The organism is Marinobacter antarcticus (assembly GCF_011049865.1).
Classification (GTDB): Bacteria; Pseudomonadota; Gammaproteobacteria; order Pseudomonadales; family Oleiphilaceae; genus Marinobacter; species Marinobacter antarcticus_A.
Genome location: NZ_DRGY01000052.1, coordinates 13,859 through 32,928 on the forward strand (window position 1 = coordinate 13,859; position 19,070 = coordinate 32,928).

The 19,070-nt window shown below is 52.6% G+C and carries 13 protein-coding genes, 1 tRNA gene and 1 pseudogene; 6 read left to right on the forward strand and 9 right to left on the reverse strand.

Features of this window, described 5'->3' with window-relative positions; all coding sequences use genetic code 11:
• Positions 1 to 162: 162 nt before the first annotated feature.
• Positions 163 to 1,485 carry an antiviral reverse transcriptase Drt2 gene (gene drt2 / locus ENI00_RS06770; RefSeq protein WP_304100690.1) on the reverse strand — a complete coding sequence of 441 codons (1,323 nt, stop codon included), beginning with the start codon at positions 1,483 to 1,485 and terminating at the stop codon, positions 163 to 165.
• Positions 1,486 to 2,260: 775 nt separating this feature from the next.
• On the reverse strand, positions 2,261 to 2,473 hold the full coding sequence (locus ENI00_RS06775) for an AlpA family transcriptional regulator (protein ID WP_304100693.1): 213 nt from the start codon (positions 2,471 to 2,473) through the stop codon (positions 2,261 to 2,263).
• 164 nt (positions 2,474 to 2,637) lie between these two features.
• Between ENI00_RS06775 and ENI00_RS06780 the strand changes: the two genes are divergently transcribed.
• On the forward strand, positions 2,638 to 3,102 hold the full coding sequence (locus ENI00_RS06780; RefSeq protein WP_304100695.1) for a hypothetical protein: 465 nt from the start codon (positions 2,638 to 2,640) through the stop codon (positions 3,100 to 3,102).
• Between the two features lie 122 nt (positions 3,103 to 3,224).
• Here the strand turns inward: ENI00_RS06780 and ENI00_RS06785 are convergent.
• Together ENI00_RS06785 and ENI00_RS06790 are read right to left on the reverse strand one after the other, a co-directional pair.
• Positions 3,225 to 3,301: transfer RNA gene (locus tag ENI00_RS06785), tRNA-Pro, on the reverse strand.
• 147 nt (positions 3,302 to 3,448) lie between these two features.
• Positions 3,449 to 5,092 carry an FMN-binding glutamate synthase family protein gene (locus tag ENI00_RS06790; RefSeq protein WP_304100697.1) on the reverse strand — a complete coding sequence of 548 codons (1,644 nt, stop codon included), beginning with the start codon at positions 5,090 to 5,092 and terminating at the stop codon, positions 3,449 to 3,451.
• 207 nt (positions 5,093 to 5,299) lie between these two features.
• Between ENI00_RS06790 and ENI00_RS06795 the strand changes: the two genes are divergently transcribed.
• The gene (locus tag ENI00_RS06795) at positions 5,300 to 6,892 is read left to right on the forward strand and encodes a BCCT family transporter (RefSeq protein ID WP_304100699.1); all 1,593 of its coding nucleotides are present in this window, start codon (positions 5,300 to 5,302) and stop codon (positions 6,890 to 6,892) included.
• Between the two features lie 131 nt (positions 6,893 to 7,023).
• Here ENI00_RS06795 and ENI00_RS06800 read toward each other — a convergent pair whose 3' ends face one another.
• From ENI00_RS06800 to ENI00_RS06810, 3 genes are read right to left on the reverse strand one after another with little or no spacing between them, the layout of a single operon-like run.
• Positions 7,024 to 7,971: an alpha-L-glutamate ligase-like protein gene (locus ENI00_RS06800; RefSeq protein WP_304100701.1), complete on the reverse strand. Its 948-nt coding sequence runs from the start codon at positions 7,969 to 7,971 to the stop codon at positions 7,024 to 7,026.
• Between the two features lies 1 nt (position 7,972).
• Positions 7,973 to 9,490: an inactive transglutaminase family protein gene (locus ENI00_RS06805; protein WP_304100703.1), complete on the reverse strand. Its 1,518-nt coding sequence runs from the start codon at positions 9,488 to 9,490 to the stop codon at positions 7,973 to 7,975.
• Positions 9,490 to 10,290 (reverse strand): ATP-dependent zinc protease, encoded by an 801-nt coding sequence (locus ENI00_RS06810; RefSeq protein WP_304100706.1) that lies wholly within the window; start codon positions 10,288 to 10,290, stop codon positions 9,490 to 9,492. The genes ENI00_RS06805 and ENI00_RS06810 overlap by 1 nt, the downstream gene beginning before the upstream one ends.
• 231 nt (positions 10,291 to 10,521) lie before the next feature.
• Between ENI00_RS06810 and ENI00_RS06815 the strand changes: the two genes are divergently transcribed.
• Together ENI00_RS06815 and ENI00_RS06820 are read left to right on the forward strand one after the other, a co-directional pair.
• Positions 10,522 to 11,940 (forward strand): DNA recombination protein RmuC, encoded by a 1,419-nt coding sequence (locus tag ENI00_RS06815; RefSeq protein ID WP_304100708.1) that lies wholly within the window; start codon positions 10,522 to 10,524, stop codon positions 11,938 to 11,940.
• Between the two features lie 5 nt (positions 11,941 to 11,945).
• The gene (locus ENI00_RS06820) at positions 11,946 to 12,824 is read left to right on the forward strand and encodes a hypothetical protein (RefSeq protein WP_304100710.1); all 879 of its coding nucleotides are present in this window, start codon (positions 11,946 to 11,948) and stop codon (positions 12,822 to 12,824) included.
• Here the strand turns inward: ENI00_RS06820 and ENI00_RS06825 are convergent.
• Positions 12,821 to 13,846 (reverse strand): AraC family transcriptional regulator, encoded by a 1,026-nt coding sequence (locus ENI00_RS06825; RefSeq protein ID WP_304100712.1) that lies wholly within the window; start codon positions 13,844 to 13,846, stop codon positions 12,821 to 12,823. The genes ENI00_RS06820 and ENI00_RS06825 overlap by 4 nt on opposite strands.
• 187 nt (positions 13,847 to 14,033) lie before the next feature.
• On the opposite strand from ENI00_RS06825, the gene ENI00_RS06830 reads away from it, so the two are divergent.
• On the forward strand, positions 14,034 to 15,140 hold the full coding sequence (locus tag ENI00_RS06830; protein ID WP_304100714.1) for a CaiB/BaiF CoA transferase family protein: 1,107 nt from the start codon (positions 14,034 to 14,036) through the stop codon (positions 15,138 to 15,140).
• 123 nt (positions 15,141 to 15,263) lie between these two features.
• Positions 15,264 to 17,903: a penicillin acylase family protein gene (locus ENI00_RS06835; RefSeq protein WP_304100715.1), complete on the forward strand. Its 2,640-nt coding sequence runs from the start codon at positions 15,264 to 15,266 to the stop codon at positions 17,901 to 17,903.
• A 66-nt stretch (positions 17,904 to 17,969) separates the two neighbouring features.
• Here the strand turns inward: ENI00_RS06835 and ENI00_RS06840 are convergent.
• A pseudogene (locus ENI00_RS06840) lies at positions 17,970 to 19,070 on the reverse strand (hypothetical protein); the annotation flags it as partial.

The window sequence follows — 19,070 nt, forward strand, 5'->3', positions numbered from 1 at the left end:
TGAAGTTGATACTGAGCCTCGATAGCCAATATAACAGTCTATCTGTGAGTCTGTGGGTGGCGCGTAACAATGAGTCCAGAGAGTTGAGGGTTAAGATGCGTTGAGATGAGTCTCCAGCGTACCGTCGGTTGGTTTTGTTATTTTTGACTGCGAAGTAGACATTCAAGTTTTTTTTATTTCTGTGATCAGCTCTTCCCAGAGAGGGCGAAGCTGTTTGCGTATCGCGCTCGATTTCATCGTACGGGCTGCTCGATAGCCATATCGAATGAAGTTTCGACTACCGAGATGAGAATACTTTTCGTACAGCTGTCCTCTGTAAAGAGGCTTGCCCGGCTGCGCTTTTTGAAAGCGATGGCCATTTCGTTTGTCGCGTGTTTTCTTCGCTAGCCTAACGCCTTTTTTCATCCTCTGAGAGTGTCGTGCAAAGGCTGCAGACCTAATAAAAATCCTTTGGCCATCGAAAAGGAAGCCGAGATACTGAAGAGGTTTATTGGCAGTTATGCTGCTATCCGAGTGACGCGTAAAAACTCTGCTCTCTGTTTTATCGGGATTGATGCTCAATTTGAGTTTTTTAATGCGCTCTGCGACAGCTTTTTCGACTCCTGCCATAAACTCTTTAGGAATTATAAAAAGCATGTCGTCGCAATATCGAAAGTAATATCCGCCAGTCTCGCTGACTATTTCGTTTATTTCTCGGTCAAAGTCGAACATGTAGATATTGGATAGCAAGGCACTGATAGGTGTGCCCTGGGGGATGCCGAATGGGTTAGGGTTATTTTTGATCATTCCGCTCCCTCTGACGATGTTTCTAAAATCAGTTGGGGTGCAGATCCGTGCCCGGTCTCTTTTGGGATTTTGCTTGGATACTCCGAGGGCTTTATATAGATCGTCTCTGTTTACTTTTGAGGATCGAGTGAGGGACCTGAAAACAGCATAGTGATCATCTGGCAATTTGGAATGGCCAAGTAGATCTGCCCACCGCTGTTTGAGGATCTGATGGTTGAGGTTGTCGAAGAATCCTGAAATGTCCACTGCCACCACGCCGACAGAGGCAGCGTTAGAGATGGTTTTGAACGCATCTCTCGCGAACTCAATGTTTGACTTCCCCAGTTGTCTGAATGCTAGTACACAGCTATTGATATTTGCCTGCTCTATAGCTTCCTCATAGGGACGTTCGAGTAGTCGAGCGTAGTAAGCGTAAATGTGGCTGTCGAGATGAGCCGCGTATGCGATTGGACGATTTTTGACTTTTCGAGTTAGCCTGCCGCTTTCATCTTTCGTTATTTTGACAGACTGGAGCTCATAATCGATGAGGGGCCAAAAAGCATGTCGACGTATCTTGGAGGGAGAGCTGACGATAGACTCGGTTTTTTCCTTGCCTACTGGAAGGTCGAAATGAAGGTACCCACGTTTTCGGTACCAGGGATGTTTCCGCACTTTGATCCTCGTCCTTGAGTTAGCAAAACCAAACGGGGCAAGGGACATGCGGCTTCCGCTGTGCTCCCGCTTGGCTTAACTGGGTGGAGTTGAATCACACCATCTGGCCAACTCAAGTCGAGCAGGCACACCGCACATGTTAGACATGGTTTACTATGTCAGTATCACAGTGGAGATCACAATGACTTGTAACCTCATCAACTGGACGTTATCAATACTTAGGCTTGCATCAGCGTTGAGCTGTGCTGCCGGTGTTGACAACTTGTGACACGCCCTTGAGACGTGTTTCCCCAAGGCACGAAAATCGTACCATTAGTCGTTCAGGTGAGCAAGACCGACAGGTTCAGTGCTGTCAGTGCCCTGAGTGCCCTGAGTGCCGGTATAGCCTCTTACGGCTTGTTGCTGCCTCATCAGTCAATAAGCTATAGTGAAGGTTTAGACCATTCAGTAGTGAGGTCAGCGGTTCCATTATTCCGCTTACTTTTTGGAGATAGTTGGTATCTGTGAGGATGCTAGCAGAAATTTTGCTATCTGGTTCTCATGGCGACCTTTCTTGATTTTCGGCTGCGAGGGCGACTTCGTAAATGGTCTGAGCTAAAAGGGTAGGAGACACTGAGGGCGCTTGCCTTGTATCGACTTTCGGGCTACTGCACCTTTGCCATTTCACACTAAGATTTGGTCGGGGATACAGCCAAGGAGCTATATCTTAGTTTTTTATTGGATCGATCCAGCCTTCCATTAAAAAGGGCATTCTCAGAATGCAGAAGCCGGCAGTATGCCGTCTATGGACTGCCACTCCCGTCCATAGCGTTTTCAGAAATAATTAGAGGCCCCAGCCTCTGGATGGCCCATACTGCATGTCACGCTCAACCTCTTTCTCTTGCAACCATTCATGGATCTCTGAATCAATCCAGGCAACAGACTTGCCGCCCAGTGAAATGGGTCTGGGGAACCTGCCTAAATCTGCGTACTTGTATATGGTCGACCTCGCCAGGCCAGTTTTCTCGATCACTTCTGCCAGTCTCAGCACTCTCATAATGTCACTCCTATTTTCATTCATAATATTATTGGTGATCACTGATATATCAACGCCTGGAATTGGATGTTGGCACGATTGCCATTATTCGCCACAACTTTTACAGGGCGACGCCACTTTCTGTTGGTAATGTTTTCAGAACACAACAAGAAAGGAGGGCTGTTATGGGATTTGTTTCGTGTCTTGAGGATCAGCAAAAGCGGTTTGAGTCTGACTGTCACATTCTTCACCGTGATATTCGGTCAGAGAAGGCGGATGGTGAATCTGCAAAAAAAGACGCTTTGCGCCTGCTTGGTGACGCTCAGGTGTGTTGGGCTAAGATGCTGAAATACCTGAATGAATTAACTCTGCCAGATTTTGGCGACAGAGAAAGCCCGCAGGAGCTTCGTGAGCGGTGTTCTGAACTGGAGGTTGTCGTTGCTGAGGTAGAGCAGAGATCGTCTCGTCTTGGCGATCTGGCTGGGTTGATGTGTCTGCAAAACCAGTTGCTTCGGGAGCAGTTGAAACAAGAGCGCAATCGACGCAGACAATTAGAGCGGGATCTTGAGAAAATGGGCGGTGAGGACTTCGGCCGACTTGTGGAGCCGTTTCTTACAAAGGGGATGTTTGAGAAGTACGCGAAACGGTGACCAAGTGGTGACGAGATTTCCAAGCGTTTGAGAAGCGGTGACCAAACGGTGACGAAAAAGGCGATTTTCCTGAAACAACAAAGCCCAGCTCTTTCGAGACCGGGCTAAGTGTTTGATAAATTTGGTCGGGACGGAAGGATTTGAACCTTCGACCCCTTGCACCCCATGCAAGTGCGCTACCAAGCTGCGCTACGCCCCGATTCGCTAATTTTGCCGTTTCACAGTGAAGCTATGACGGCTTATACCAACGAGACTTAAAGAGGAATCTCAGTGGCTTAGCGGGAGCGAAGTCTACACTAGCCCGTGTCAAAAATAAACAGGTTTTGTGGGATTCGCGCCCGGATTTTTAGCGAAGCTTGGTTTCTCTGAGCTGTTGAACGAATTTTGGTGGATCGAACGTATCGGGTCGTGATTCAGCCCAGTATTTATCGAAGACCGCCAACCCGGTTTTGCCCTCAAGCAATGCGCCCGGCGCCAGAAACGGGAACAGATCAATATAGGAGTGGACCTCTGTTTTTGATACCCGGCGAACGATGTGTTCAGGCCCTAGCTCGCCCGGATGGCGCAGGCCAGAGGCTTCCAGCAGGTTCTGCAGAGCATCCAGAGTGTTTTTGTGGAAGTTGTATACCCGTTGGCTTTTGTCTTCCACGTCCAGTTTACTGCTTCTTCTGGGATCCTGGGTCGCAATACCGCTGGGGCAACGGCCGGTGTGGCAGTTAAGGGCCTGAATGCAACCCAGTGAAAACATATAACCGCGAGCGGCGTTGCACCAGTCAGCACCTAACGCCAGGGTGCGCGCAATGTTGAAGGCCGAGGTTATTTTTCCGGCGGCACCAATGGAGATGTCCTCCCTGAGATTGGTGCCCACAAGTGTGTTGTGTACGAGCAAAAGCGCTTCTGTCATTGGCGTGCCAATGCGGTTGATAAACTCCAGTGGTGCGGCGCCAGTGCCGCCTTCACCGCCGTCAATCACGATAAAGTCGGGTTTGCGGCCGGTTTCGAGCATCGCTTTCACAATGGCAAACCACTCCCACGGATGGCCAATGGCCAGTTTGAACCCTACCGGCTTGCCTCCGGACAACTCACGGAGTTGGTCCAGAAACTCAAGCATTTCTATGGGCGTTGAGAACGCGGAGTGCTGAGCGGGTGAAACACAGTCTTCGCCAATGGATACGCCCCGGGCTTCGGCAATTTCCTGTGTCACTTTGGCGCCGGGCAAAATGCCCCCATGGCCGGGTTTTGCACCCTGAGATAGTTTGACCTCTATCATTTTTACCTGGTCGAGGACGGCATTTTTCTCGAATTTTTCAGCGCTGAATGAACCATCTTCGTTCCGACACCCGAAGTAGCCAGAGCCGATCTCCCAAACCAGGTCGCCCCCGGGCTGTCTGTGGTAGCGGGAGATAGAGCCTTCGCCGGTATCGTGATAGAAGTCGCCCATTTTGGCGCCCGTGTTCAGGCTCAGAATTGCATTCGCAGAAAGCGAACCAAAACTCATGGCGGAAATGTTGAAAACGCTTGCGCTGTATGGCTTGACGCAGCGTGAGCCGATCTGAATCCGGAAGTTGCTGTCGGGAATTGTAGAGGGCCGAAGCGAGTGGTTTATCCACTCGAAACCCTCTTCATACATTTTTAGTTGTGAGCCAAAAGGGCGCTTGTCCAACACGTTTTTGGCGCGCTGATAGATGATGGTGCGTTGATCCCGGGAGAACGGCTGCTCGTCGTTATCGGACTGGATAAAGTACTGACGAATCTCGGGCCCGATGGATTCAAACAGATAGCGGAAATGCACCATGATGGGATAATTGCGGCTGATTGTATGGTTCTTTTGCAGCACATCGTAGGTGCCGAGAATGGCTAGCGCACCGAATATGACCGCAAGAAAATATCCTGCATCAGAGTAAGCGCTGAGTACCAGGGAAAAAAGAAAGCCCGCAATGCTGATTACGTAAGCTGAGTAGCGCATCGGAAAAGAGGTGGTTTTTTCCATGAATATCTCGTGTGGCTCCGTGGAAAGTGAAGGTAGCGTGAAACGTTTTGTTGGCAAGCAGTATATCGATACGCGACGAAACTGATATCCGATGATGACGTTTTTGATGTTTTGAGCTCAAAACATTATTATGGCTGGCTTGTAACGTTTGAAACCAGATGCACGATCAGTATTCGTTACTAAATTCTGAATCAGGAGGCGCCAAACGTGGGCGACGTAGTTAAAGACGAGTATCAAACGGATTACGTGGCCGGACAGGATAATATTAGTCCGTTCGGTCTGGATCTGCACGCACCGGTATTTCCCATTACAGCGCTATTGGTGGTTGCCTTTGTTATCGGAACGCTGATGTTCCCGGAAGTCTCAAAAGAACTGTTGGACGGAGCCAAGAACGACATTATAGAAACCTTTGACTGGTTCTTCCTGCTCAGTGCCAACGTGTTTGTGATCGTGTGTATTGCTTTGATCTTCCTGCCGGTGGGCAAAATCCGCCTGGGCGGTATGGATGCGAAGCCAGAGTTTTCTAATATTTCGTGGTTTGCGATGCTCTTCGCCGCCGGTATGGGCATTGGCCTGATGTTTTGGGCCGTCGCCGAGCCCGTGGCCTATTACACTGACTGGTTCGGTACGCCGTTTAATGTGGCCCCGAATACACCTGAGGCACGTAATCTTGCCATGGGTGGCACTATGTACCACTGGGGCCTCCATCCCTGGGCGGTTTACTCAATTGTAGCGTTATCACTTGCGTTCTTTGCGTACAACAAAAACATGCCACTGACCATTCGTTCGGCTTTTTTCCCCTTGTTGAAAGATAAAATTTGGGGCTGGCCGGGTCATGTTATTGATACCTTGGCGGTTGTTGCGACAATCTTTGGCTTGGCAACGTCTCTCGGTTTTGGCGCGCAGCAGGCCGCATCTGGTCTGCACTATCTGTTTGGTATCGGTTCCGGTATCAATGTTCAGATGGCCATTATTGTGGGTGTTACGGCTGTTGCGCTTTTGTCGGTGCTGCGTGGCCTGGACGGCGGGGTCAAGGTGTTGAGTAACATCAACATGGGGCTGGCTGGCATTCTACTGTTTTTCGTTATTTTTGCCGGTCCAACCATGGGCATTCTGGAAAATCTGTGGGTAACCACGTCCAGCTATGTGACCAACGTGGTGGCCTTCAGCAATCCGTTTGGACGTGAAGACGAAGCCTGGATGCGCGGTTGGACAGTATTTTACTGGGCCTGGTGGATTTCTTGGTCACCGTTTGTAGGTATGTTCATCGCGCGGGTTTCCAAGGGCCGGACGGTTCGAGAGTTTGTGACAGCGGTTCTCATTATCCCGACGGTTATTACCTCGGTGTGGATGAGTGCATTTGGTGGTGCGGCCCTCGAGCAAATCGACCAAGGAGTCGGCGCTTTGGCAAGTGAGGGCATTACCGATGTGTCTTTGGCTATGTTCCAGATGTTCGCAAACCTGCCATTTACGGGCATCCTCTCGTTCGTCGGGATTGTGTTGGTGCTTGTATTCTTTGTAACGTCCTCAGACTCCGGCTCTTTGGTGGTTGATAGCATCACCGCAGGTGGAAAAACCGATGCGCCAACGGCACAGCGTGTGTTCTGGGTCGTTATGGAGGGTGCCATAGCAGCGGCACTCATCTTTGGCGGTGGCGCAGATGCCTTGGGCGCCATTCAGGCGACGGCCATCAGTGCGGGCTTGCCGTTCACGGTAATCTTGCTGGTGATGACGTGGGGCTTGCTCAAAGGCCTGACGCATGAACGCAAGTTGCTGATCGCCAGAGGCGAGATGACGTAACGATTTAAAAAAGAAGCATAAAAAAACCGGGGCAAGAGCTCCGGTTTTTTTATGCGTGTCCTTTTTAAGCGCACTCTATAGAAAGGCAGCAAACTCAAGAAGGACGGAAGGGCAGATGTATGCCCTACAAATTAAAGGTCGGGGAAGGTTTCCATTGCGTAGTTGGCCCGCTCCAGCGGTGTAAAGTGCGGGCGTTTGAGGCTTTCAACCGCGCGTAAGCGTGGTAGTAAACCGCGACCATTTGCCATTTGAATCGCCAGACCTGGCCGGGCGTTGAGCTCAAGCAGCAAAGGGCCTTCGTTGGCATCGACGACAAGATCAACACCCATATACCCCAAACCGGTTGCCTCATAGCAGCGCGAAGCCATTTCAAGCATCTCACCCCAGGCATCAATCCTGATATTTTCCAACTCCGATCCAGTGTCTGGATGAAGCGTAATAGGGCGATTAAACTGCACCGCATTCAAACTTTTGCCCGTACCAATGTCCAGGCCCACACCCACAGCACCCTGGTGGAGGTTTGCCTTTCCATCAGACGCAGTCGTTGCGAGCCGCAGCATCGCCATAATCGGATAACCCTGGAAAACGACAATCCGTATGTCTGGCACGCCTTGATGGGAGTACTTGGCTACCGAAGGATGCGATACCACCAAATTTTCAACAATGGCGACATCCGGTGTTCCTGCAAGTGAATACAGGCCCGCCAGAATGTTGGTCAGGTGCCGCTCCAATACCGGCGCACCAACACGCGCACCAGACGCCTTTACAAAGTAATCCTCATCCCGGCCGGTGATCACGGTAATGCCTTTGCCGCCGGAACCTTTTGCAGGTTTTATGGCAAAACCGGCCAAATCCTCGGCCATCTCCCGGAACCGGGAAATTTCATGTTGCTGTTTTACAACCTGCAGAAGTTTCGGCGTTTTTACACCGTACTCCGCAACAACCAGTTTTGTTTTGAGCTTGTTGTCTACCAGCGGGTAAGAGGCGCGTACGTTGTAGCGCGCAATGTAGTCTACGTTGCGCTGGTTCATGTTCAACATGCCCAGCCTTTTCAGTGAACGAGGCGAGATCCAGTCCATATCAGTCGTAGGCCTTCATGGGCGTGAAACGTTTTAGCTCAGTGAGTTTGTAGCCGGTGTATTGACCCATCAAAAGAATCAAACCGAGAACAACAAAATGAAGCTCGGGGAAATTGAAGGTCAGGTGGCCGGCCAGGGGCGCACTCATCAGCAGATACGCGCAGATGGCAACGAAAAGACTGCCGGAGCCCTGAATCAGAACCTCCTGACCACTTTCCTCTTCCCAGAGAATGGACATGCGCTCAATGGTCCAGGCGATAATAACCATCGGGAAGAAGGTGACGGTCATGCCCGTATTAAAGCCCATCTGATAGCCAAAGATACTCAGGCCGGCCGTAATGAATATGACCAGAATGATCAGCGCTGATATTCGGGATACCAGCAAAAGGTTCAGGCTTGAGAGATATCCCCGCATTGCCAGACCAATAGACACCACTGACAGAAACGCAACCAGGCCAGGTATCAAGGTAGTTTGAACAAAGGCCACAGCAATCAGCACTGGCATGAACGTGCCTGAGGTACGGATGCCGATCACGATGCGCATAAACGCAACCACCAAGGCGCCAAGCGGCAGCAACATAAGCATTCGGAACATGCTTTGTTCTTCGATCGGGAGCTCATAGAAGCTCAGAAACCCAAGGCCGTTGCCTTCGACCTGCATTGCTGAAAGCTGCAGCGCAGGTATCGTTTGTCGAAGCATAGAGAAGCTGATGTCAGAGTTGCCGCCCCCAACCACATCGAGCAGCGATTCCGTGCCCTGTCGCCACAACAAGATGTTTTCCGGAACACCCTGGGCGGCAGTTTTGGGATTAAGAGTCAGCCATTTCTCGCCGTTGTATATCTGCAAAAAGGGAGTCAGTTGCTGTCGGCGGCGGGCATCTTCAAGCTTCAGGCCGTCGGCTGTTCGTGCGGGAATTCCGGAGTGGTTGAGCATATCAACCAGCAAAGGCAGATAATTATCTTCCGAAACCAGCAGAGTTGTATTCTGAACCCGGGTATCCGGTTGCATCAGCCGGATGAGTTCCCGCGTCATACTTTCTGGCGTACTGGAGCGTGATTTAGCCTGCGCCAGAATTTCCCTTACAGCGGTCGCCTGCGGCTCTTCCCAGAAGAGTTTCTGGGTTTTTGGCTTTTGGGCCGGTGGCGTTGCTTCGGCGTCAGGATCGGGAATGAACTGGGCTTTGAAGTACAGGGTTTGAGGGCCGATCACATCGCGTTTGGTCCACTCCGCGCGGCGGTTACCTGAATCTTCGATGATAGAGAACCCATAACCCGGAGATGCAGCCTGCTCCGTAAGAATCCGGAACCCGGGCGGTTGTTCCGGAACACTCAGGCTGGCCACAACAGGGTCGTCGGCACCGTCAAAATCAACACGAGCTTCTACCATCCAGACGGGGCGTTGCTCGCCGGTTAACCAAGGGATTCCAAGTTCTATGTGTCTCCAGACAGCCAGGGAAATGCCCGCGGTGATAAGAAGAAAAACGGCAATGTAAAACGGTAAGCGGGAGGGGCTGGTCACTATTCTTTCCCGTTGTCGTTGTTGGTGCGGATTGATTCAGGCAGTTCCGTTGCATACTCTTTGCCGACGTCAATCAACATAACGTCGCGGAGCACGTTGCGGCCTATAAGTGCCTGATAGTTAAGATTGCTTCTGTCTGTAAGGGTGAACTCGGCCACTTGTTTGTGATCACCAATAGAGAACTGAAGCTCAACAACCACTCGACTTTCCCCTTCGTCTGTACTTGCCTGGACTATTTTTACACGGCGAGAGATTTCTTTTTCGAGCGTGACAAATTCTTCAGTGTTGGGCACAGGCACGTCAAAGCGAACCCAGTTACTGCCGTCTCGTTCGAAACGGGTAATGTTGCGCGCGTCGATGGACGAGGTTTCCGCCCCGCTGTCAATTCGTGCTATGTAGATCAAGCCCGGGTCTGCGAGGTAAAAGTTTTCAACCTCACCCACGATCACTTTTCCTTTGAGGCGATCAGCCCTACCTTGTGCTTTTTCTGTTGCGGCGCAGCTTTTTTGAGCCGGGATTGGCGGGCAGGAGGGCTTTTCAACTTGAGCAGTAATCGCGTCTAGCACCTTTTGCGTGGCGGCTTCGTTGTGCTCCAGAACCTTTTCTTGGCGGACCGTTGCGTTCTGCTCCATGGTGACCAGAGTGGCGCGCTGGCTTTGAACAGCGGCGTTCATATCGCCCAGGTCGGACTTCGGAACCATAAAGTACTTGTCTGCCGAACAACCCGTCAGCAGAACAGCGCCTGCAAGAACTATAACGGAGAACGTCGGTAGACCAGCCCGCAATCGTTTAGAATACATGAAAAACCCCTGAGCCGATTACCTGCCACACGCGTTAAAAACAGGTGTGGCGGTCTGAAAGTGTTTCGCGGAGATTATCCGGGGCCGAAGTATACAACAACTGACGTGTGTGTTTGCTTTACAGTTGGTTAAGGCGTCAATTCTTGGCCAGTTACGTTTCAATGGGCCGTGATGCTTGTGTAAGCTCTCGTTAATTCAGTTAAATATGTATAACCCAGAGGAGTTTTGTCTATGCCTGAGGCCGTCAGCGAGTTTATAGCTTCTCAGCCGGGGCTGGTGGCGGCATTGGTGGCGCTGCTGTTGGCGATCACGATTATTGTTGCCGTGGTTCTGGCGAAGGCCAGGGCGGAAAATCGGGCGGCGAGCCTGCAGGCTTACGTGGCCGCGCACGGCCTACGAATCGACGAATTGGTAGAAGAACGTCAAAGCCAGCGAGCGAAGATTGAGGAGCTTACGACTGATTTGGGTGAGGCCCGTGCGTTGCTGCGAGAGCATCAGGTTGTGTTGAAAGAAGAGCGGCGCTCTACCTCTGAGAAACTGGATCTTCTGGAGCGCAATCGGGACGCCTTGAAACAGGAGTTTGAAAATCTCGCCAATCGGATTTTTGATCAGAAAAGCGAGCGTTTCACCCAGCAAACCCGAACAAGCCTTGATACCTTGCTTAACCCTTTTCGGGATCAACTGCAGGATTTCCGCAAGCGGGTGGAAGATGTCTACACCACAGAGACCCGGGACCGACAGGCCCTTCGCAGCGAGATAAAATCTCTTCAGGATCTTAACCGGCAAATTACCGAAGAGGCCGCCAACCTCACTCGGGCTTTGAAGGGCGATAAAAAGATCCAGGGTAACTGGGGCGAAATGATTCTTGAGCGGGTACTGGAAAAATCCGGATTACGCAAAGGCATTGAGTATGAAACCCAGGGCAGCTACAGGGACGGTGAAAATCAGTTGCTGAGACCGGACGTGGTGGTGCATCTTCCAGACAGTCGAAATCTGGTTATTGATTCCAAAGTGTCGTTGGTGGCTTACCAGAAATGGGTAACGGAAGAAGACGACAGCGCCCGCGAAGAAGCGCTAACAGAGCACGTAGGCGCGGTTCGCAACCACATTCGTACCCTCAGCGAGAAAGATTATAGCCAGCTCGAAGGCCTGCATTCGCCTGACTTTGTTTTTCTGTTCATGCCGATAGAACCCGCATTTGTGGCGGCTTTTCAGCAGGACGAGAACCTTTTCGCAGAAGCGTTCGAGCGAAAGATTATTGTAGTAACGCCCACCACGTTACTGGCGACGTTGCGAACAGTAGAAAACATCTGGCGTTACGAGCGCCAGAGCCAGAACGCGCGTTTGATAGCAGAGCGCGCGAGCGCAGTTTATGACAAACTCAGGGTGTTTGTGGAAGCGATGGAGCGCTTGGGCGTGCAGCTTCATACCGCTCAGGTTACCTATGACTCGGCGATGAACACGCTTACAAGGGGTCGAGGGAACCTTATCTCCCAGGCTAACCGGTTTGTTGAGCTTGGAGTGCGGGTAAAAAAAGAACTGCCAAAAGCGATTACGGATCAGGCAGAAGTGGATTCCGGGCAAGAAGCGCATCGCGAAAAGCCGGATTCGGAAAAACAGGCTGTCGGTGCAGATAACGAGCAGGAGTAATGACCATGGCAATAGGGTTTGGGTTTAGCCGTTTATCGGCCTGGAAATTGAAAGGCCGCCAGCTAGCCAGGGTGGCGATTATTGCTTCGGCGCTGTTGGCTGGGCAAGCTGCTGCGCTGGCACCAGAGCATGAAGCCCGAAGGCTTATGTTGGCGATTGAAGAATCGGTAGCTGCCGAACACTGGGGCGAAGCGGGTGAGTATCTTAACCGCTTGCAGCTTCTGGACGCGGAAAAGCCGGTGGATTACCACTATTACCGTGGCAGAGTGATGCTGCAGTCTTCTCACTTTAATGAAGCCCAAGCGGCGCTTGACGCCTACGTGGCCAAAGCGGGCACCGAAGGCAGCCATTATCAGAGCGCGTTGAAGCTCATCACCGAGATTGAGCGCGCGCGAAAAGAAACGGCTCAGGTAGCTCCGGTTGGCGAAGAGACCCGCATCGCTGTGATTGAGCCCGCAGGTGATAAGCGATCTGCTTCGTTGCGTAAACTGTACCTTACAGATTCTGATCGCGAAGCCCTTGTTTTGCACCTTAACAGCCTGCTTGGTATTGCCGGGTGGCGACAGGACCAGGCGATTGTGCGTCTGGATCGACCGGCGGACATCGAATACCGCCTGAGCGTTGGGGGTAACGCCATCTCCATACAGGAAATGCAACGTAATAGTTCAGGCGGCGTGACGCGAACAACCGGACAAATCCCGGTTTTTGGTGTTAATCCGCAAGTGGAGTGGAGATGCGAGCCGGCGGTGGCAACATGCTGGGTTTACGATCCAAGAGACGGCTCCCGCTTATTCCAGCTTTCGCCCAGTCGCAGTCAGGCGCAAGAGATAGCCCAAACCCTGGGTAAGCTGATTCGCAACCTGCAGGCCCCTTCAGGCTCCTAGCGTTTAGCGCTGGGGTTGCTTCGCTCGTCTTCCCGATAGGCGCCCGGAGTAACCCCGGTCCATTTCTTGAAAGCCCGGTGAAACGTTGAGGGCTCAGTGAACCCGACTTTCGCCGCAATGTCATTGATTGAGAATTCCTGCCTGCTCAAATAGTAAATCGCCATATCCCGGCGCAGTAAATCCTTGATCTCCTGAAACGATGTGTTTTCCTGTTTCAATCGGCGGCGCAGCGTCTGTGGGCTTGTATGTAACTCCGTCGCAATCCATTCAAAATCAGGCAGGGGTTTCGCAAAATCCCGGCCAATGAGCGCGCGAATCCTGCCGGTGAACGTGTTGCTCTCATCGGGGCGGGACAGCAGGTCAGCCGGTGAAGTGTTCAAGAATTTAAGAAGTTCCGGTTTGTCGCGGATGACCGGCGCTGCTAAAAAGCGTTTATCAAAAGTCAAAGCCGTGCCATCGGATTCAAAAGCCAGTGGGCAGTGAAAAATGTGGCGATATTCATCGCCGTGAGCCGGCCGGGGGTACTCGAATTCGGCCTTTTCAAGTTCCACCGGTTGCCCAATTAACCAGCACCCCAAGCGGTGCCAGATAACCAGTATGCTCTCGCGGAGAAAGTACTGAGGATCGTGGATGTCGCCCTCAATATGAGCGACCAGGCGCACCTTCTGCTCACCTGCTTGCAGCTCCATGGCAACCATGGGCTCAAACAGACGGGAAAACTGGTAGGCACGGCGGTAAACGGCTCCCAGGGTAGGACAGTCGATAACCAGAGCACACATGGCCGCAAACGTGCCTGAACGGGCTCTTCTTGGGCCCATGCCCATGAACTCATCGTTCATGCGGTTCCAGACCACCTGCAACAGCAAGCTGAACTGATCACTGCTGACCCTGGCCATCTCGATGCGCAGAAGGTCGGGGGAAATGCCTGCGTCCCGAAGCATTTCCCCAGTATCAAAACCCAGATGCTCCGCACCGGCCAGAGCCGCCTGCACAAAGTGCCGTGAAACCGTCAGATCCGACATCTAACCCGCCATTTCATAAAAGAAGACCCATCATAAAACCCCCTAGCCACAATGCAACCGAAGCGACTGTAACAATCGGCTAACGGGAATGGCGCAACCGGCAGTTGGCCCCCACCGCGAAACAGTGCAGCATGGTGCGATTCCCGTAAAATAATCAGAACAACACACCGCAAACAAGGAGAGCTCCATGGCAGGTCCTTTAACGTCAATGAAAATTCTGGATTTCAGCACCCTGTTGCCGGGGCCATACGCCACCATGTTATTGGCTGACATGGGGGCAGAGGTGCTGAGAATTGAGGCACCAGACCGGGTGGACCTTACTCGGGTAATGCCGCCTCATGATGCGGGTGTGAGCACAGCCCATGGGTTTCTGAACCGGGGCAAACAGTCGTTGGCGCTGAACCTGAAAAAAGAAGGCAGTAAAGAAAAAATTCTGGAGCTGATCAAGGATTACGACATAGTGATCGAACAGTTCCGTCCTGGTGTGATGGATCGGTTGGGTATTGGTTATGACACCCTCAAAGCCATCAACCCCAAACTTATTTATTGCGCCATTACCGGTTACGGCCAAACCGGCCCCTATAAAGACCGGGCAGGGCATGACATTAACTATCTTTCCATCGCGGGAGTCAGCAGCCACTGCGGCCGCGTAGAAGGCGGCCCGCCGCCAATGGGTATCCAGATTGCCGACGTAGCGGGTGGTTCCCACCACGCGGTAATGGGCATACTGGCGGCCGTGATTCACAGACAGCAAACCGGAGAGGGGCAGTTCATTGACATCAGCATGACTGACGCTGCCTTTGCACTCAACGGCATGGCCGGGGCGGCTTGTCTTGCGGGCGGCGTGGAGCAGGTGCCGGAAACCAGCCTGTTGAATGGTGGGTCCTTCTACGATTATTACCAAACCCAGGACGGTCGGTGGCTATCGGTAGGAAGCCTGGAGCCCCAGTTCTCCGCAAGGCTGTGCGACTTGCTTGAGCTGGCGGATATGAAGAGCTTTGCGCTTAGCCAGAAACCGGAGCACCAGCAAGCACTAAAATCCGCGCTCAGTGAAAAAATAGAACAGAAAACGCTGGCGCAGTGGCAGCAGATTTTTGCCGGCACAGATGCCTGTGTGGAGCCAGTACTGACCATTTCAGAAGCCGCGGACCACCCGCAGCTAAAAGCGCGGGATATGGTTATTGGTGTGGATCGGGGTGATGGCACGTTGCAGAGGCAGATTGGGTTTCCGATAAAGTTTGAGAAGACACCTGCCGCAACTACACGGATTGGACAGCCGCTCGGAGGGCACTAATCAGAAAGTATGATTTTTCACGAAATAGCCGGAATTTGAATCCCGTTTTCTCAGCCCTCTGCTAATTTAATAGTGTCGCCAATGGCGGTAAATCCCGTATTCAATAATCTTAAGAGTGACACTATGCAAACCTGGGAAAAACGAACCGCGCGCATGGCGCGTGGCGCAGCGTTGGTGCTATTGAGTGGCGCCATGCTGACCGGTTGCTTTGATGGCAGCAGCTCATCATCTGGCTCATCTGAGCCTGAACTCAATACCAACCTGTTTCCAGCCGATGGCAAGCTGAAAGCTACCATACGAAGAACGGAGGGCGGTGTACCGCATATTAAAGCCGACAATTTGAAGTCGGCAGCATTCGGGCACGGCTATGCGCAAGCTCAGGATAACGTTTGTTTGCTGGCTGAGGCGATTGTTAAGGCGCGCAGTGAGCGCGCTAAGTATTTTGGGCCTGGGCCAGGAAAGATAAATATCATCAATGATTTCAGCTACAAAGCTCAGAAAATATTAAGCGGTGCCGAAGAAGAATACCCACAGCTGAGCCCTGAAACCGAAGCAATGATCGAAGGCTTCACCGCAGGCTATAACAAATACGTGAGCGAAACAGCATCGGCGGATCTGCCACTAGAGTGCAAGGGCCAACCTTGGGTAAAAGAAATTACCCCTGTTGACTTGTTCGCACACTATCGAATCGTAGGTCAGTATGCCAGCGGCGCACTGTTTGCAACCGGCGCCGTTTTTGTTGCCGTTCCGAATGGTGAGTCGCCGCAGCCAACGCCGGTGATGAATGTTTCAAGCAACACGGATGATGCGCTAAACGAAGAGCTGAAACGCGTCGTTGCAAGCGCCCGTGCGAACGCGGGTGCCCAAACGGACTACCAAGACATCGGCCTGGGCAGTAACGCCTGGGGCATTGGCGGCGACATGTCCGAGCAGGGCAAGGGTGCGCTGCTTGCCAATCCCCACTTTCCCTATACCGGCCACCGCCGTCTGTATCAGGTTCAGTTGACGGTTCCAGGATATCTGAATACCAACGGTGCGGGCTTGCTGGGCACAGCGATTCCGCTGATCAACTTCAATGAAAACTTGGTGTGGTCCCATACCGTAACTACCAGTCGCCGCTTTACCCTCTATGAACTGACCCTGAAAGACGGTGACAACTTTACCTATATAAAAGACGGTAAAGAGAAACCCATTACTTCGGAGACGTATCAGATCGAAGTGAACAATGGCTCGCCGACGCCAACGGTGCTTGAGAAGACCTTCTATTTCTCTGAGTATGGCCCGATGTTGGCGGCAGATGCCGTTACCGATGGCGGGTTAAAAGCCTGGGGCGTGAATGGCAAGGCTTACAGCTACCGCGATGCCAATGCGAGTACCAAAAACCTGCTCGATACTTGGCTGAACATGAGCCGCGCATCCAATCTGGAGGAATTCCAGGCGGTTTTCCAGAACTGCGGCAGCACACTTTGGACGAACTCGACCTACGCCGATGATCAGGGCAACGCCTACTACATAGACAGTAGTTCCGTGCCTAATTTGTCAGGTGCTACGCTCGCCGTGATTGACTTCAAGCGCGCGGTGAACGCGGACTACAACGCACTGTTTGAAGGAGGTCTCACTCTGCTGGATGGCAGCAAATCCCGGGATGACTGGGTTGAAGGCCAATGCAACGGGTTGGTGTCGTTCAACCAGCGTCCGCAGTTGACACGTAAAGATTGGGTTCAGAACTCCAACGACAGCTATTGGGCAACAAACCCGAATCAATTCCTTACCGGATTTTCACCTATGTTCGGCTCTGAGCAAACGCCGCTGAACCCGCGCACACGCATCGGTATTTCAATGCTTCAGAACCCGATGGAGATGGGATTTGCAGACCGAGCACCGGCAGGACAGGACGCCAAGTTTGGTGCGATTGATCTCATAGAAGTTATTTATAACAACCGCACTTGGTACACCGATATGTTCCTGAGTGAACTCAGAACCCGGTGCACCGTGATTGGTAGTGATCCTGTAAACCTGTCAGAGGGCGGAACGCGCGGTGTGGATGAGGCCTGTGATGTCTTGCAAAGCTGGGATGGCGTATACAATACAGACAGCATTGGTGCTCATGTATTTCGTGTGTTCATCGCCAACTACCGCGATGATTTTGGCGCAGACCTAACGGTACCGTTTGATGCTGCGAACCCAGTGGCTACACCGTCCTCACCGTCGCAGACCGATGCCGGAACGGCAAGTGATGTGATGTTGGTGGCGCTTGCCGATGGGCTGGAGGCTCTGGATTCGGTAAATATTCCCTACGATGCCACTCTTGGTGACGTGCAGTATTATCAGCCGTCGGGCGGTGTGCCCCCAGGAGGAACGCCGGTCGAGCTGAGCGACCCCATCGCGTGGCATGGCGGTGATGGTTCCGTGGATGGTGCTTTCAATGCTGTCGGTGTTGTAACCAGTCCTGTTGCCGAGGACACCGTGTTCCCGAGAGTTGCGCCGACAACCCTGCCTAATACCGCTGGTTTGTCTGATCAGGCCGATATTGGATGGCAAATGGCCCGCGGGACCAGTTGGCACTTTGGGCTGGAATTTACGGATCAGGGCCCGGTTGCCTATGGACTAACCAGCTACTCCCAGTCATCAGACTCTGACTCACCCTACTTCACTGACCAGAGCCAGCGGTTCTCAGACGAGAACTATCGCCAGCTCTGGTTCACTGAAGCAGACATCGAGGCGAATATTCTGGTGAATGGCGAAGTAACCATCAGCCAGTAACCTGGTGCTTTTCAATAAATAAAAAGGGGTGGCCGAGGCCACCCCTTTTTACTGAAACTGAAATGCTCAGTCTTGCTGGACGATCTCGGTGATGTCCGGGTCTGCACTGGCGGCGTTCGGAACAACAGCGGTGCCCATCGTTGAGATGATGCTGGCTGTCTCCGTCACCATTTCAGTGAACACCCTTACGTCGTCCGACCCGCCTTGTGGAAGAACAGGCGTTCCGTGAGTACCTGCGAGATAACGCGTGATACCGGCGTTATCCAGAGGCACCGGCGTTCCGCTTCCCGTAATGGAAACTGCACCGAGCAACCTTGCGAATGGCTCTGTACCTGAAAGGTACGCATCAAACGCTTGGCCTAAAGGATTTTCGAGAGGATCGTTCGGTATAACCGTATCGCCGTTGACCTGGGACAGGGCAACTGGCGTGGCGGAGGCATTCAGACTGGCGGCAAAGTTAAGTGGATCTGCCGCATCAAGAGTAGCCTGGAAAACGTTGAAATAGGTTTCCAGGTCGGCATCGCCTTGTGCCAGCCCTGCCGCTGCCTGAAGGCCACCGAGAATTCTCGGAGCAAACGACGGTGAGTTCTCCAACAATCTTATGATGCCCGCGCCCGGCGTCAGAAGCTGAGCTGCAATGATGTCGTCATCGGGATTGCTGCTCTCGTTGGCAACAGCAACAAAAGGAGCGCCTACGATTGTGCCCAGGGAGTGGCCTACGAAGTAAACGCTGTCGGCCTTAAGATCTGCGCCTGCCGTGCCGTCGAAATCGAGACCACTCAGAGAGGCTCGCACGTTCAGCAGGTCGACAATGGCTTGTCGGTTGTTGTCTCTTGAGGTGGTAAAGTTCGTCAGGTTGATGAACAGGCTGCCCGATGCCCCATTGGCTGCGGTCATGGCCGTTGGCATGTTCGCTGCGTTTGCAGTGAAGTCAAAGTGCCGTTCGTTTTCGGTCTTCGCTATACCGGGGACCGTTGAGCCCGCGTTTGCGACCGTATTCTCAAATGAGCGCAGTGAACGTATAGCAGCGTCAAGCAGCGGTGCTTGGGCTGCAGGCGCTCCGAAATCTGCGGTGGAGGCGCCACCGGCGACCGCGATTACAGTGCCCGCGGCGGTGGCAGCGTCCTGACCAAGCGCGCTGGCCGCGAACTGTCTCTTATACACATC

Bases quoted from the DNA above. Each gene is read 5' to 3' on its own strand.
- drt2 (WP_304100690.1), bottom strand. From the start codon at position 1,485: ATGTCCCTTGCCCCGTTTGGTTTTGCTAACTCAAGGACGAGGATCAAA.
- ENI00_RS06775 (WP_304100693.1), bottom strand. From the start codon at position 2,473: ATGAGAGTGCTGAGACTGGCAGAAGTGATCGAGAAAACTGGCCTGGCG.
- ENI00_RS06780 (WP_304100695.1), top strand. From the start codon at position 2,638: ATGGGATTTGTTTCGTGTCTTGAGGATCAGCAAAAGCGGTTTGAGTCT.
- ENI00_RS06790 (WP_304100697.1), bottom strand. From the start codon at position 5,092: ATGGAAAAAACCACCTCTTTTCCGATGCGCTACTCAGCTTACGTAATC.
- ENI00_RS06800 (WP_304100701.1), bottom strand. From the start codon at position 7,971: ATGGACTGGATCTCGCCTCGTTCACTGAAAAGGCTGGGCATGTTGAAC.
- ENI00_RS06810 (WP_304100706.1), bottom strand. From the start codon at position 10,290: ATGTATTCTAAACGATTGCGGGCTGGTCTACCGACGTTCTCCGTTATA.
- ENI00_RS06815 (WP_304100708.1), top strand. From the start codon at position 10,522: ATGCCTGAGGCCGTCAGCGAGTTTATAGCTTCTCAGCCGGGGCTGGTG.
- ENI00_RS06820 (WP_304100710.1), top strand. From the start codon at position 11,946: ATGGCAATAGGGTTTGGGTTTAGCCGTTTATCGGCCTGGAAATTGAAA.
- ENI00_RS06825 (WP_304100712.1), bottom strand. From the start codon at position 13,846: ATGTCGGATCTGACGGTTTCACGGCACTTTGTGCAGGCGGCTCTGGCC.
- ENI00_RS06830 (WP_304100714.1), top strand. From the start codon at position 14,034: ATGGCAGGTCCTTTAACGTCAATGAAAATTCTGGATTTCAGCACCCTG.
- ENI00_RS06835 (WP_304100715.1), top strand. From the start codon at position 15,264: ATGCAAACCTGGGAAAAACGAACCGCGCGCATGGCGCGTGGCGCAGCG.